Here is a 13,594-nt window from a genome sequence, read left to right on the forward strand (position 1 = left end):
ACTTGTACAGCTTAACCGGATATACGGGGCAATGGTTCGATTCGTTCCAAAAAAATTCAAGAAAAAAGTCACTGGTACTCACGTAGCATATTGCAGCTTGTCGATCTACCTGTCCACTAATCGCAGTTCACTTTATGAGGAGGTATAAAGCAATTTCGACAACGAGGCTCATAAGCCTCAGAGTCGCCGATCATCACAATAGGTCCCACAGTGGAAGGTTTACCATTTACCATACGTTGCGTAAATACTGCTTCCGAGCTACCGCATACAGCGCAAAAGGAAGTCAGCTTCTCGATGTCATCCGCCATGGCGAGCAGACCACCGACATAGCCGAACTCCTTGCCTCGATAATCCAGATTCAGCCCATCGGCAATTACATGCTTGCCGCAATAAGCTAGCTCTTGTACGAGCGACATAATATGACGACTGAAAAACTGGACTTCGTCAAAGGCAACCACGTCGGCATCTTTTGTTTCTTGCAAAATACGCTGAACGAGCTCATCTGTAAGTTTTCTTGGGATAGAGATAGCGGGCAGCCGATATCCGATCCGGCTTACTATTTCGTCCTCGGCATAGCGGTTATCTTCAGCGGGTTTGTAAGCTATCACTTTACGATGCCCGTATTGGATTAGTTTTTGACAGCGGCGAATCAATTCGCCGGATTTTTCACTGAACATGGGGCCTGTAATAATCGTAATTCGTCCTGTAGGCAAAGCGAATTCCCCTCTCTGTAACATGTACATAACACTGTAAATCTTCTTCTCCGAAAGAAAACGCCATTATAGATTACCATAACCAGCCGTATACAGACTAGAGAAAATATATTGATTTTCGACATGTTTTTGTATGTCCATTCCTAAAACGTAAATGTGGTCGTCATTGCTCTGCCGCCGCGGGCATGATATGGTGAAGCGTAGTGGAATGAAGGGAAGAGTGAAAGGCATGGACGAAAAAAATACGGATTATAGTGCCAAAAAAGGAGCATTACTGGAGCAAGGGCTGATCAGCCCGCAAGCTCTAGAACTCATCACGGAGCTGGAGACAGAGCTGAACTTTCTGCGCAAGCAAAATGAATCATTTCGCAAGGCGCTGCGAGCCAAATCAGCACAAAGTCCAAGGATGTCTACCAAATTACGAGATGCGCTGTATGAATGATATGGAAAGAAATCTGGATTAAAGGGTTAGCTTTTTTGTAGCCTATGCCTAAACGCTATATTTTGTACAGTGAAATAAAGAGAGTACAATAAGCTATATATAATCAATTGTTATTGGAGGAGAAACATGACTATACATTGTGATGTCGCTATTTTGGGTGGAGGAACCGGGGGGTATGTAGCAGCCATTCGTGCCGCCCAGCTAGGCAAAGAAGTGGTTATCATCGAAAAGGACAAGCTTGGCGGAACCTGTCTGCACCGTGGTTGCATTCCGAGTAAGGCCTTGCTACGCAGTGCGGAAGTATATGCCACGATTAAAGAAAGTGCACAATACGGTATCGAGACATCGGGAGCACAGCTTGTATTTCCCAAGGTTCAGGAACGTAAGGAAGCCGTTGTGGAACAGCTGCATCAGGGCGTTCAATTTTTGATGCGTAAAAATAAAATTACGGTACTGAGCGGTAAGGGACGCGTGATTGGTCCGTCTATATTTTCTCCAAAAAGCGGGGCAGTTGCCGTGGAACTAGAAGATGGTGAGATGGAAACGATTGTTCCTGCACATCTCATTATTGCAACAGGATCACGCCCGCGTGTGCTGTCCGGACTAGAGCCAGATGGCGAATTTATTCTGAGCAGTGACGAAGCGTTAACGATGGAAGAGCTGCCAGCATCCCTGATTATCGTGGGCGGTGGTGTTATTGGCGTGGAGTGGGCTTCCATGCTAAATGATTTTGGCGTGGAGGTTACGGTGGTTGAAGCTGCGAATCGACTTATTCCCACTGAAGACGAAGACGTTTCGCGTGAAATGCAGCGCTTGTTAACCAAACGTGGTGTCAAGGTGCTGACGGGTTCACAAGTGCTGGCTAAAACATACGGCAAAGATGAGGAAGGTGTGCAGATTGACGTGCAAAAAGGGGAAGAAACCGAAACCCTCAGCGCTTCCAAACTGCTCATTTCTGTAGGGCGTCAGGCAAATGTGGAAAATATCGGGCTGGAAAATACGGATATCCGCGTAGAGCGTGGCTTTATCTCAGTTAATGAACATTTGCAGACGAATGAACCACATATTTACGCCATTGGGGATTGCATCGGCGGCTTACAACTGGCGCATGCAGCGAGCCATGAAGGTTTGCAGGCGGTTCATCATCTGGCGGGCGAAGATTTTCACAGTGTACCTAACCATCTGATTCCGCGGTGTATTTATACACGTCCTGAAGCCGCAAGCGTCGGCTTAACGGAGCAAGAAGCCCGCGAGCGTGGACATCAGGTGAAGACAGGGAAGTTCCCTTTTCAAGCTATCGGAAAATCGCTAGTATACGGCAGTCGGGACGGCTTCGTCAAAGTAGTGGCCGACGAGAAGACCAATGATATTCTCGGTGTACATATGATCGGTACGCATGTGACGGACCTGATCAGCGAGGCGGCTCTTGCGCAACTGCTGGATGCTACGCCGTGGGAAGTCGGACAGCTTATTCACCCGCATCCGACATTGTCGGAGATTTTGGGAGAAGCGATGTTGGCCGTTGATGGACAGGCGATTGGCATATAAACGTTTCAAATAAATCGGTGCTTTTCTTTTTGGGGAGAAAAGGATTATAATGGAGTTAGTCAAAGTTTAGTACCAGGTTTTAAGACAAGATGGTACTAGGTACTGGAAGTAGGATGTTTGACACTTAAGGAGGTGCCTCAATGAGTTCTAAAGGCGCTGTAGACGCTGGCTTCAGACATGAACAGCTGGGACTTACTCACGGACAAGTTATTGATATGTACAGATATATGTTGCTTGCAAGAAGATTTGACGAGCGCAACATGCTCCTACAACGGGCAGGGAAAATTAATTTCCACGTTTCCGGCATTGGACAAGAGGCGGCACAAGTAGGTGCAGCTTTCGGCCTTGACCGGGAAAAGGACTATTTTCTTCCCTATTATCGGGATTATGGATTCGTGCTTGCGGTAGGAATGACGCCGCGCGAACTGATGCTGTCGGCATTTGCTAAGGCAGATGATCCCAATAGCGGTGGTCGCCAGATGCCAGGACATTTTGGTAGTAAACGGCTGCGTATTGTGACAGGCTCCAGCCCAGTAACAACACAGGTTCCGCATGCAGTAGGTGTAGCTTTGGCTGCCAAAATGCAGAAAAAGGATTTTGTATCGTTTGTTACGTTTGGAGAAGGCTCCAGCAATCAGGGAGATTTTCACGAAGGCTGTAATTTTGCTGGTGTACAAAAGCTGCCAGTCATTATTATGTGCGAGAACAATCAATATGCGATATCGGTTCCGATTCATAAACAGTTGGCAGGCAAGGTAAGCGACCGTGCTTTGGGATATGGATTTCCAGGGATTCGAGTCGATGGTAATGATGCATTGGCCGTATATGCTGCGGTGAAGGAAGCACGCGAACGTGCTGTCCGCGGCGAAGGTCCTACGCTGATCGAAGCCATGATGTACCGACTGTCTCCTCACTCCACCTCGGATAATGATCTGGCTTACCGGACCAAGGAGGAAGTGGATGAGAACTGGGCCAAGGATGGCGTAGCCCGTATGAAAAGCTACTTGATCGAATGCGGCATTTGGGATGAGGCCAAGGATGCGGATCTGTCGGCTGAGCTGCTGCTCGAAGTCAAGGAAGCGATTGAATATGCAGATCAAGCGCCTTTTCCAAAGCCCGAAGATACGCTGCTGCATGTGTATGCAGATAGCGATGGGGAGGGCCGGTAACGATGGCGATTATGGAATATATTGATGCGATTCGTCTTGCTATGAAAGAAGAGATGGAGCAGGATGAAACGGTTTTTGTATTAGGTGAGGATGTCGGGGTGAAGGGCGGCGTCTTTACAACGACAAAGGGGCTTATGGACCAATTCGGTGAGCAACGTGTCATGGATACGCCATTGGCTGAGTCGGCTATTGCCGGGGTTGCGATTGGTGCGGCCATGTACGGAATGAAGCCGATTGCCGAAATGCAATATTCGGACTTCATGCTTCCGGCGACCAATCAGATTATTAGTGAAGCTGCTAAAATCCGCTACCGCTCTAACAACGATTGGAACTGTCCTGTGGTAATCCGCGCGCCAATCGGTGGTGGGATCTTTGGCGGTTTGTATCACTCTCAGTGTCCAGAATCGATCTTTTTTGGTACGCCGGGTTTGAAAATTGTTGCTCCATTTACCCCTTATGACGCAAAAGGATTGCTGAAAGCAGCCATTCGTGACCCTGATCCGGTGCTGTTTTTTGAAAATAAAAAATCCTACAAGCTGATCAAGGGTGAAGTGCCTGAGGATGATTATATCGTTCCAATTGGCAAGGCTAATCTATTACGTGAGGGTGACGATATTACGGTCATCGGTTATAGCCAGCCTTTGCATTTTGTCATGCAGGCTGCTGAGGAATTGGAGAAGGAAGAGGGCATTACCGCACATGTTGTGGATTTGCGCACACTCCAACCGCTAGACCGCGAAGCCATTGTTGAGGCTGCACGACATACAGGTAAGGTATTAATCGTGCATGAGGACAACAAAACGGGCGGCATCGGTGCCGAGGTATCGGCTATTATTAATGAGGAATGTCTATTCGAGCTGGATGCGCCGATTGAGCGTCTATGTGCTCCTGATGTACCAGCCATGCCGATCAGTCCACCGATGGAGAAGTTTTATATGTTAAACAAGGATAAAGTTAAGGAAGCCATGCGCCGTCTTGCAATGTATTAATATAGGGAAGATTGGACGAAAGCATTCCAAAAGTATAGCGGGGGTAGCGGTAAAACGCGCCCTCCTATGATGTTAAGGAGTTGAAAAAATGTCAGACCAAACACAATGGAACGACGTGACCATGCCACAATTGGCAGAATCGCTCGTATCGGCGACAATTGCCAAATGGCTCAAACAACCTGGTGAAACGGTAGAGCAATTCGAGCCGATTTGCGAGGTTATTACAGATAAAGTGAATGCAGAAATCCCATCCACGTTGGACGGCATTATGGGTGATCTGTTGGCAGAGGAAGGTCAGACAGTAGCGGTAGGAGAGTTGATTTGCCGTATCCAGACGAAGTCGGCTGCACCTGCGGCGGCATCAGGGGCGACACCTGTTGCACCAGCATCTCAAAGTACCGTACAAACACAATCTCAGCAGAGTGCTGGATCGGATCAGTCCATGAGAGGACGTTTTTCCCCAGCGGTGCAAACCCTGGCTGCTGAGCATAATGTGGACTTAAGCCAAGTACCAGGCACGGGCATGGGGGGAAGAATTACCCGCAAAGACGTGCTGAATTATGTGCAGCAGGGCGGTTCTGCTCCCACTGGAGTATCTGGACAGCCGACTGCGGCGACATCAGGACAAGGCTCTCCTTTTGCAGGAAGACAGCAGTCTGCCACTCAGCAAGGTACACCGATTCAAAATATGGACCCTGCTATTCCGGTTCGTAACAGTGGGATTCATTTGACGGAGGCTCCAAAAGCCCCTGTGATCGAAGTTGAGGGTGGCAACAATAACAGATCCGAGTATTTTATTGATGTTACACCCATTCGCAGTGCAATTGCTCGCAATATGCGACAAAGCGTTTCCGAAATTCCACATGCTTGGACGACGATTGAGGTGGATGTGACCAACCTGGTGATGCTCCGCAACAAGATCAAAAACGAATTTAAGCAAAAAGAAGGCATTAACATTACGTATCTGGCTTTCCTCATGAAAGCAGTCGTGAATGCAATCAAGGAATATCCGATTATGAATTCGGTCTGGGCAGTGGACAAAATTATCGTCAAAAGAGACATCAATATTTCGCTAGCCGTAGGTACGGAGGACTCCGTTCTTACCCCTGTTATTAAAAAAGCGGATCAGAAAAATATTGCTGGATTAGCTCGTGAAATTGACGATTTGGCACGTAAAACCCGGGAAGGCACGCTCAAACTGGACGACATGCAAGGCGGAACGTTCACTGTAAACAACACAGGCTCCTTTGGTTCAATTTTATCTTATCCGGTGATTAATTATCCGCAGGCTGCAATTCTTACCTTTGAATCCATTGTCAAAAGACCCGTGGTTATTGATGATATGATTGCGGTCCGCTCGATGGCTAATTTGTGCTTGTCGCTGGATCATCGCATTTTGGACGGGGTGATTTGCGGACGATTCTTGCAACGGGTTAAAGAAAATCTAGAAGGCTACACCTTAGATACGAAGCTGTACTAATCATCCGAACAGTGGGGGAAATGTACGGAGAGGAAGTGACAGGCCGTGAACAGACGACCGCTTGATGTAACCTATACGAATAGGATGGAATATGCCCATGCATGGGATGTCCAGAAGGAGATCGTGGGAAAGCTGGATGCAGGAGAGGCAAGAGAAACGCTTATGCTTCTCCAGCATCCGCCGACCTATACGATTGGTTCTCAGCGGCATCCTGAACATCTGCTCCTCACACCAGAGCAACTGAAGGAGCAGGGAATCAGCGTCTTTCAGATTGACCGTGGGGGAGATATTACATATCATGGGCCGGGGCAGCTTGTCGGATATCCTCTACTTATGCTCGGCAACCGGGAGGCGTTGAATCTGCACGGATACCTTCGAAGTCTGGAAGAAGTGATCATCCGGTTGTTGGCATCTTATGGAGTTGAGGGAAGCCGTAAGCCTGAATATACGGGGGTATGGATCGGGAATCTTAAAATTGCGGCCATTGGTGTCAAATTCAACAAGTGTAAGCACCGTCGGGGCTTCGTAACCAGCCATGGCTTTGCCTTTAACATCAAATCAGGGATACAGCATGAGGGCTTTGAGGGTATTGTCCCGTGCGGAATTCAGGAATACGGTGTGACATCATTGGAGGACTGCATACAGAAGCCTATATCGGTGGAGCAGATTGCGAAGGAAATTGTACCGTACTTTGAACAGCAATTTTCATTTGTTGCGCAATGGCAAACGCATTCTTTCCAATAAAGTAAGGCGGGCTATTGTGTATCTACACGGAAGCCCGCCTGTTTGCTTTACGTAACAGCTCGTCCACTTCAAGGCTTCAATAGTGCCTTAGAGCAGCCGGATACCTTGAGCGGTAATTTATTATAGTGGCATAATAAACGGCTCAATTACCATGAACAGCGTAGAACCAATCATAGCTGCGAGCATAATGTAGACGAAAAAACGAACCCATTTTTTGTTCGACATGTGTAACTCCTTTAGGATAGGTTTAAGTCATAGATAAGAACATCTATCCGTATTGTAGCGTAATCGGGAAAGAGAGGAAAGTTTAATGACAGTAAAAGTAGTAAAAGACCGAATCGTACAGGAATTTATGGAACTCGTACAGGTGGATAGCGAAACGAAAAATGAGCAGGAAATATCACGTGTTCTAAAAGAAAAGTTTAATGCACTCGGGCTGGAAGTAATGGAAGACGATTCTCGTGAAAGAACCGGACATGGTTCAGGCAATCTGATCGTCACCTGGAAAGCGGAAGGTGTGGAGCAAGCACCCAAATTGTTTTTTACCTGCCACATGGATACCGTTACTCCGGGTAAAGGCATTAAGCCGCAGTTGGGTGAGGATGGCTGGATTCGTAGTGACGGTTCAACGATTCTGGGGTCTGACGACAAGGCGGGAATTGCTGCTTTGTTCGAGGCGATTCGTGTCGTGCGCGAGCAGAATATTCAACATGGTCAAATCCAGTTCGTGATTACGGCTGGCGAGGAATCTGGATTAATGGGTGCACGGGCGATGAAGCCGGAAGTGCTAGATTCTGATTTCGGATATGCTTTGGATTCAAATGGTGAGGTCGGCTCTATTTGTATAGCTGCCCCAACGCAGGCACGTATTGAAATGAAGATAACTGGGAAGTCCGCTCATGCGGGGGTAAATCCCGAAGATGGCATTAGTGCCATTCAGGTCGCTTCTAAAGCAATTTCTAAAATGAAACTAGGACGGATTGATAAGGAAACGACCGCTAACATTGGCAGTTTCGAGGGCGGCGGTGCGACAAATGTGGTCTGCGATTTTGTATTGATCCGTGCAGAGGCACGTAGTATTGTGCAAGAAAAGGTTAATCATCAAATCCAGCATATGCGTGAAGCACTGGAAACCACCACACGTGAATTTGGTGCACAGGGAGAGTTCCGCAGTGAAGTCATCTATCCGGCATTCAGCTTTACGGAGCATGATGAAGTTGTACAGGTTGCTCAGCGTGCGATTCAAAGACTGGGACTGGAAACGCCAACCTTCCATTCCGGTGGTGGCTCAGATGCTAATGTATTCAACGGGCTTGGAATTCCAACGGTGAATTTGGCTGTGGGCTACCAGAACATCCATACAACAGAGGAAAAGATTAAGGCCGATGACCTGGTGAAGGTTGCTGAAGTTGTCGTAGCTCTGATTCAAGAAACCACAAAATAAATTTGTATTATACACTTGCAACATACTGAAAAAAGGTTCAGGTTAAAGACAGGAACAGCGTTCCTTCGTCTTTAGACCTGAACCTTTTTTGGAACAGCTAGCGAAGCGATGGTGGCTTTAGGTCCATGTTCCTTTTGCCATTGACGCAAGAGTGCTTGAATTTGCCAGGCTTTACCAACGATATGGAGGGTGCTTTCAGTACGGTAGCTTTTCATTTCTGTATCTCCTCAGGACAGGAAGTTTGTTATTCTACCACCAGCATATGTACAAAGTGGACAAGTTAGACTAACTTTGGTGATAATTAATAAAGAAAGATAGATATGAAGGAGGAAACTTACCGATGAACGAGCAAACGAACGGACAATTGAACAATCCAACAAACGATGCACATCGCAAGCCTTATTCCAATCCTGCGCTGGAGGAAAAGACCGTGTCCACACAGCCTATCTTTGAGGGAAAGGTCATTACATTACAGGTAGACACGGTAGAGCTTCCCGACGGCTCCACTGGCAAGCGAGAGATCGTAAAGCATCCAGGTGCGGTGGCTGTTTTGGCTCTACATGAAGGGAAAATGCTGGTCGTGGACCAGTACAGACAGGCGATGGGGCGCTGTGAGGTAGAAATTCCTGCAGGTAAGCTAGAGCGGGGTGAAGACCCGATGGAAGCAGCGGGGCGTGAGCTGAGAGAAGAGACAGGTTATACTGCTAAGTCGTTGAAGCTGCTGCACTCCTTTTATACCTCTCCTGGCTTTGCGGATGAAATCATTCATCTGTATGTGGCCGAAGAACTGGAGTTAGGTGAGATGGAACCGGATGAGGATGAATTTCTGGAGCTGTTTGAGGTGACGCTGGAAGAAGCACAGACGCTCATTCGTGAAGGACGGATTAGTGATGCTAAAACGATTCTGGCCGTCTATGCATGGCAACTCCGCCAACTTACAGGGAGCTTCTGAGCGTATGGATGAAAATATAGTAGAACTTAACGACTACTTTGCAGACTTGCATATTCATATTGGCAGAACAGAGAAGGGAAATCCGGTCAAAATTAGTGGCAGTCGCGATCTGACCTTTGCCAACATAGCTAAGGAAGCCTCCGGTCGCAAAGGAATTGGGCTGATCGGTATCATTGACTGCCATGCACCTAATGTACAGGAGGATATTCGTACCTATTTACATACGGGTGAAATGAAGGAAATCAGCGGCGGAGGTATCGCATACCGGGATACGGTCATTCTCCTTGGCACGGAGCTGGAAATACGTGCTGAAGGTCGTCCTGAGGCGCACGTACTGGCCTATTTTCCAGATCTGGCGGCGATGGAGGATTTTACCCAATGGCTGGCTCGGCATATGAAAAATGTTAATCTCAGCTCACAACGAATCTATGCACCGCCACGCGAGTTGCAGCAGCAAATTTACGGACGTGGAGGCATTATGGTGCCTGCGCACGTCTTTACTCCTCATAAGGGCATATACGGCAGTTCAGCGGCTCGTATGGAAGAACTGCTGGATATGGAGCTCATTAGTGGGGTGGAGCTGGGGCTGAGCGCAGATTCATCTATGGCCGGTTTGATTTCGGAACTGGATCGCTTCAGCTTTCTCACAAATTCAGATGCCCATTCACTTGGGAAAATCGGACGAGAATACAATAAATTATCACTGGCAAAGCCGTGTTTTGATGAATTTAGAATGGCTTTGGAGCGGCGGGAAGGACGACGGGTGCGTGCCAATTACGGATTAAATCCGAAACTGGGCAAATACCATCGTTCTTACTGTCAAAGCTGCGGTACGATTATTGACGAGCAACAGATGGCGGATGAACGTTGTCCTGACTGTGGTCATACCAAGCTTGTGCGAGGTGTGTTGGATCGAATATGGAGCATTGCCGACCGTGAGCAACCCATGATTCCGTCCCATCGTCCGCCGTACATTTACCAGATTCCACTGGAGTTTATTCCAGGTCTGGGCAAAGCCAAGCTGAACCAGCTACTGGCTGCATTTGGAACAGAAATGAATATTTTACATGAGGTTACACAGGAGGAGTTAGTAGCAGTCGTCGGAAAAGTGCTGGCAGAGCAAATTGTGCTTTCACGCGAGGGGCGACTGTCGCTTGTATCCGGTGGTGGTGGAACATACGGCAAAATAGCTAAGTCCTAGTAAAGTCTTGTCCCTCTAAAGGCATATCAGCGTCTGCTTGTTCATAACCATAAATTATCTATGCCGCTGGCTTGGCACATCATTCGTGATGTTTGATCTGCAGCGAAAGCTGCCCCACTTCTAGCCATCAGCCGTCGGATTACGGTTGTTTTTTGGACAAACAAGCAGATGAAAGGGGCAGGACGCCGATGCAATGGTTTCGTCATACGTTAAAGGATCAGACGCCGTATTATGTTTTCTTGGCTGTGCTGTTTCTGGTGGGAGTCGTCTTTGGTGCACTTATGGTAAACGCGCTCTCGCTGGAGCAGTTACAGGATTTGTCCCGTTACCTGAAGGATTTTTTTGTAACGGTCAATCAAAACGAACAGGGCTTCGCTGATTCGCAGGCGGCCTCGACCTTTTGGGATAGCGTATCTTTACATCTGAAATGGGTCGGCCTAATTTGGGTGTGTGGCCTTTCGGTTATTGGTCTACCGGGCATTCTTGTATTGAATTTCCTCAAGGGTGTGCTAATCGGATTTTCAGTAGGTTATATGGTGGGGCAATATTCGTGGAAAGGACTGCTATTTTCTTTGGTTTCAGTTGCTCCCCATAACCTGCTCGTGATTCCGGTACTGCTCGTCTGCAGCGTGGCTGCGATGACTTTTTCCATCCATATGATCAAAACCAAAATACTCGCTACCCGGCCGTCAGACGGAATGCTGCGTCCGTTGCTGTCTTACGCAGGATTGACTGCTGTGATGATGGTGCTTCTTATTGGTAGCGCGTCCTTTGAAACTTGGATCACCCCGGTTATGATGCAATGGGTCACTCCTATGCTGACAGCTTCCGTGTCATCTTAATCCGTTTCAAAATGTTTGACTTTATTTGTATAGACCCCCTATAATAATAGGAGTGAAAAAAGTGCAGTAGGCAGTAGCTTTGCAGGGGGAGGGAGACACATGGAAGCACGGATCGAAAAAATTAAGCAGCAACTACAATCCCAGGGCTACAAACTAACGCCTCAGCGGGAAGCCACCGTCAGAGTTTTACTTGAGAACGAAGATGATCATCTGAGTGCGGAAGATGTATTTATGCTCGTCAAAGAGAAAGCTCCCGAAATCGGTCTGGCAACCGTATACCGTACCCTAGAACTGCTAAGTGAACTGCATGTCGTGGAGAAAATTAATTTTGGTGATGGCGTTGCGCGTTATGATTTGCGCGGCGATACAACCAAACATCACCATCACCATTTGATATGTGTGCAGTGTGGCAGTGTAGATGAAATACTGGAAGATTGGCTTGGACCATTGGAGGAGCGCCTGGAACGGGAATATAATTTTACCGTAGTGGATCATCGTTTGGACTTCCACGGTATTTGTTATCGTTGTAAGGCGAAGAACGATACGACCGCTCAGAAATCTTTGGGCAAATCCAAAAAAAACAAATCTCAGGACTAAAAGCTGACTACCCAAGCTCTCACCGACGAAGATGCGTTCGGGAGAGCTTTTTTGGTTCGGGATCTGTTGTTCGGGATTAAGCGGTATAAAAAGGAATAGCTTGTCATACCCTTCCATAGAGAGTCCTAATTAGGGCCATATTCTGGGGAAAAGGCGGCTGATTCACATGGTACTATCGTTGCGGAGAGGACTAAAATGGCTGCGTTTGGTAATCTTGTTCGGGGTGCTGGCATGTATGCTCTTTTTTAGCCTCAGGCTCTTTACAGATTGGATAACACCTGTAGATCATTACCGAATACCGGAAGGACATGCAGTTAAGGTATTTGGCGGACAAAAAGTAAATGAAGGGTCCGAGCATCGAATAGCAGTGTTGGAACGTTTACGTTTCTTTTACTGGTATGGTGAATAGTCTAAGTAATCGGTCTTGATGAGCTTATGAAATGAAGGCAGCACACGAAGAAGCAGACGCTGAGACTGAACCGCTGTATGTAGAACAAGGAGACTTTTGGAACTCATGAAAATGTACATTCAACCTTTCGCTCAATATATGGAAGAGGAAAAGGGTTTGTCGCGCAGCACTTTGGAAGCGTATCAACGAGACGTACAGCAGTTTGTCGAGTTCGCAGAAAGCTGTGGAATTGAGCAGCCGGATAACGTCCAACGGTCACATCTGGTACTGTATTTGGGCCGTTTGAAGGAACAGGGAAAAGCTGCGGCGACGATATCACGTAGTGTCGCCTCCATTCGCTCCTTTTTTCATTTTCTTATTCGGGAGGGAATTACGATCCATGATCCGTCCGTTCTGCTGGAGCTGCCTAAAGCGACTAAAAAGAAGCCCTCGGTGCTAACGCAGGATGAGGTAGAGCGTTTGCTGGCCGCGCCAGATGTGACTGCCCCGCAAGGGGTGCGAGACAAGGCGATGCTGGAGTTGTTATATGCGACGGGCATTCGCGTATCGGAGCTGATTGCCCTTAACGTGCGTGATGTGCGCACCGATCTGCGCTTTGTGCACTGTGGCGGCGAGGCAGGCAAGGAGCGTGTTGTACCGATCAGCCGTGAGGCATCACAGTGGGCACAAGCCTACATGGATGAGCAGCGTCTATTATTGCTGAGATCCGGGCAGGGTGAAGAAGCTCAGGTAGAGCAGGAAGCCATGTTCCTGAACGTATCTGGACAGCGTCTCAGTAGACAGGGCTTCTGGAAAATGATTAAGAAGTACGGCCAGGAAGCAGGCATAAGCGAGGATATCACGCCCCACACGCTGCGGCATTCCTTTGCGGTACATATGCTGGAGGGCGGAGCGGACTTACGCTCTGTACAGGAAATGCTGGGTTATGCTGATCTGTCAACGACGCAGGTATATGCGCAGACGGCCAGACGGAATATGAAGGAAGTATATGAGAAGCATCACCCGCACGGCGGCAACCGCACTTCTCATGAAAGCAAAGATCGAACGTAACGATACTTTACTTT

General features: G+C 47.8%; 16 protein-coding genes. 13 read left to right on the forward strand and 3 right to left on the reverse strand.

Annotation, left to right across the window (positions count from 1 at the left end; translation table 11 throughout):
• Positions 1-116: 116 nt before the first annotated feature.
• Positions 117-713 (reverse strand): thymidine kinase, encoded by a 597-nt coding sequence (locus tag ACUYLD_RS07025; RefSeq protein ID WP_254347456.1) that lies wholly within the window; start codon positions 711-713, stop codon positions 117-119.
• A gap of 208 nt (positions 714-921) precedes the next feature.
• On the opposite strand from ACUYLD_RS07025, the gene ACUYLD_RS07030 reads away from it, so the two are divergent.
• From ACUYLD_RS07030 to lipB, 6 genes are all read left to right on the forward strand, one after another.
• Positions 922-1,155 carry a hypothetical protein gene (locus ACUYLD_RS07030; RefSeq protein WP_013310799.1) on the forward strand — a complete coding sequence of 78 codons (234 nt, stop codon included), beginning with the start codon at positions 922-924 and terminating at the stop codon, positions 1,153-1,155.
• A 126-nt stretch (positions 1,156-1,281) separates the two neighbouring features.
• A complete protein-coding gene (gene lpdA, locus ACUYLD_RS07035) occupies positions 1,282-2,703 on the forward strand; it encodes a dihydrolipoyl dehydrogenase (protein WP_134904810.1) in 1,422 nt (473 codons plus the stop codon).
• Positions 2,704-2,843: 140 nt separating this feature from the next.
• Complete coding sequence (locus tag ACUYLD_RS07040) at positions 2,844-3,872, forward strand: thiamine pyrophosphate-dependent dehydrogenase E1 component subunit alpha (protein WP_039270972.1); 1,029 nt, start codon at positions 2,844-2,846, stop codon at positions 3,870-3,872.
• 2 nt (positions 3,873-3,874) lie between these two features.
• On the forward strand, positions 3,875-4,861 hold the full coding sequence (locus ACUYLD_RS07045) for an alpha-ketoacid dehydrogenase subunit beta (protein ID WP_039270974.1): 987 nt from the start codon (positions 3,875-3,877) through the stop codon (positions 4,859-4,861).
• A gap of 88 nt (positions 4,862-4,949) precedes the next feature.
• On the forward strand, positions 4,950-6,341 hold the full coding sequence (locus tag ACUYLD_RS07050) for a dihydrolipoamide acetyltransferase family protein (protein WP_446674681.1): 1,392 nt from the start codon (positions 4,950-4,952) through the stop codon (positions 6,339-6,341).
• A 45-nt stretch (positions 6,342-6,386) separates the two neighbouring features.
• Complete coding sequence (lipB, locus tag ACUYLD_RS07055; protein ID WP_039270978.1) at positions 6,387-7,085, forward strand: lipoyl(octanoyl) transferase LipB; 699 nt, start codon at positions 6,387-6,389, stop codon at positions 7,083-7,085.
• Positions 7,086-7,205: 120 nt separating this feature from the next.
• Here the strand turns inward: lipB and prli42 are convergent, their stop codons facing one another.
• A complete protein-coding gene (gene prli42 / locus ACUYLD_RS07060; protein ID WP_023989226.1) occupies positions 7,206-7,310 on the reverse strand; it encodes a stressosome-associated protein Prli42 in 105 nt (34 codons plus the stop codon).
• An 85-nt stretch (positions 7,311-7,395) separates the two neighbouring features.
• On the opposite strand from prli42, the gene ACUYLD_RS07065 reads away from it, so the two are divergent.
• Entirely contained in the window at positions 7,396-8,529 is a 1,134-nt protein-coding gene (locus ACUYLD_RS07065) for a tripeptidase T (RefSeq protein WP_446674682.1), read from the forward strand.
• A 71-nt stretch (positions 8,530-8,600) separates the two neighbouring features.
• Here the strand turns inward: ACUYLD_RS07065 and mciZ are convergent, their stop codons facing one another.
• Positions 8,601-8,744, reverse strand: a complete 144-nt coding sequence (mciZ, locus tag ACUYLD_RS07070; RefSeq protein WP_446674683.1) for a Z-ring formation inhibitor MciZ — start codon at positions 8,742-8,744, stop codon at positions 8,601-8,603.
• Positions 8,745-8,869: 125 nt separating this feature from the next.
• Between mciZ and ACUYLD_RS07075 the strand changes: the two genes are divergently transcribed.
• The 6 genes from ACUYLD_RS07075 (at position 8,870) to xerD (ending at position 13,580) form a co-directional block, all read left to right on the forward strand.
• The gene (locus ACUYLD_RS07075) at positions 8,870-9,481 is read left to right on the forward strand and encodes an NUDIX domain-containing protein (RefSeq protein ID WP_061829249.1); all 612 of its coding nucleotides are present in this window, start codon (positions 8,870-8,872) and stop codon (positions 9,479-9,481) included.
• A 4-nt stretch (positions 9,482-9,485) separates the two neighbouring features.
• Entirely contained in the window at positions 9,486-10,682 is a 1,197-nt protein-coding gene (locus ACUYLD_RS07080) for an endonuclease Q family protein (RefSeq protein WP_446674684.1), read from the forward strand.
• A gap of 188 nt (positions 10,683-10,870) precedes the next feature.
• Positions 10,871-11,524, forward strand: coding sequence for a stage II sporulation protein M (gene spoIIM, locus ACUYLD_RS07085; protein ID WP_023989222.1), 654 nt, complete (start codon positions 10,871-10,873; stop codon positions 11,522-11,524).
• Positions 11,525-11,623: 99 nt separating this feature from the next.
• The gene (gene fur / locus ACUYLD_RS07090) at positions 11,624-12,121 is read left to right on the forward strand and encodes a ferric iron uptake transcriptional regulator (RefSeq protein ID WP_039270985.1); all 498 of its coding nucleotides are present in this window, start codon (positions 11,624-11,626) and stop codon (positions 12,119-12,121) included.
• A 166-nt stretch (positions 12,122-12,287) separates the two neighbouring features.
• Positions 12,288-12,530, forward strand: coding sequence for a YqzK family protein (locus ACUYLD_RS07095; RefSeq protein WP_069289838.1), 243 nt, complete (start codon positions 12,288-12,290; stop codon positions 12,528-12,530).
• 105 nt (positions 12,531-12,635) lie between these two features.
• Positions 12,636-13,580 (forward strand): site-specific tyrosine recombinase XerD, encoded by a 945-nt coding sequence (gene xerD, locus ACUYLD_RS07100; protein ID WP_446674685.1) that lies wholly within the window; start codon positions 12,636-12,638, stop codon positions 13,578-13,580.
• The last annotated feature ends 14 nt before the right edge of the window (positions 13,581-13,594 follow it).

This window comes from Paenibacillus sp. SER-28, assembly GCF_052906305.1.

Bases quoted from the DNA above. Each gene is read 5' to 3' on its own strand.
- ACUYLD_RS07095 (WP_069289838.1), top strand. From the start codon at position 12,288: ATGGTACTATCGTTGCGGAGAGGACTAAAATGGCTGCGTTTGGTAATC.
- ACUYLD_RS07065 (WP_446674682.1), top strand. From the start codon at position 7,396: ATGACAGTAAAAGTAGTAAAAGACCGAATCGTACAGGAATTTATGGAA.
- ACUYLD_RS07030 (WP_013310799.1), top strand. From the start codon at position 922: ATGAAGGGAAGAGTGAAAGGCATGGACGAAAAAAATACGGATTATAGT.
- fur (WP_039270985.1), top strand. From the start codon at position 11,624: ATGGAAGCACGGATCGAAAAAATTAAGCAGCAACTACAATCCCAGGGC.
- lpdA (WP_134904810.1), top strand. From the start codon at position 1,282: ATGACTATACATTGTGATGTCGCTATTTTGGGTGGAGGAACCGGGGGG.
- ACUYLD_RS07050 (WP_446674681.1), top strand. From the start codon at position 4,950: ATGTCAGACCAAACACAATGGAACGACGTGACCATGCCACAATTGGCA.
- xerD (WP_446674685.1), top strand. From the start codon at position 12,636: ATGAAAATGTACATTCAACCTTTCGCTCAATATATGGAAGAGGAAAAG.
- ACUYLD_RS07080 (WP_446674684.1), top strand. From the start codon at position 9,486: ATGGATGAAAATATAGTAGAACTTAACGACTACTTTGCAGACTTGCAT.
- spoIIM (WP_023989222.1), top strand. From the start codon at position 10,871: ATGCAATGGTTTCGTCATACGTTAAAGGATCAGACGCCGTATTATGTT.
- prli42 (WP_023989226.1), bottom strand. From the start codon at position 7,310: ATGTCGAACAAAAAATGGGTTCGTTTTTTCGTCTACATTATGCTCGCA.
- ACUYLD_RS07045 (WP_039270974.1), top strand. From the start codon at position 3,875: ATGGCGATTATGGAATATATTGATGCGATTCGTCTTGCTATGAAAGAA.
- ACUYLD_RS07040 (WP_039270972.1), top strand. From the start codon at position 2,844: ATGAGTTCTAAAGGCGCTGTAGACGCTGGCTTCAGACATGAACAGCTG.
- ACUYLD_RS07075 (WP_061829249.1), top strand. From the start codon at position 8,870: ATGAACGAGCAAACGAACGGACAATTGAACAATCCAACAAACGATGCA.
- mciZ (WP_446674683.1), bottom strand. From the start codon at position 8,744: ATGAAAAGCTACCGTACTGAAAGCACCCTCCATATCGTTGGTAAAGCC.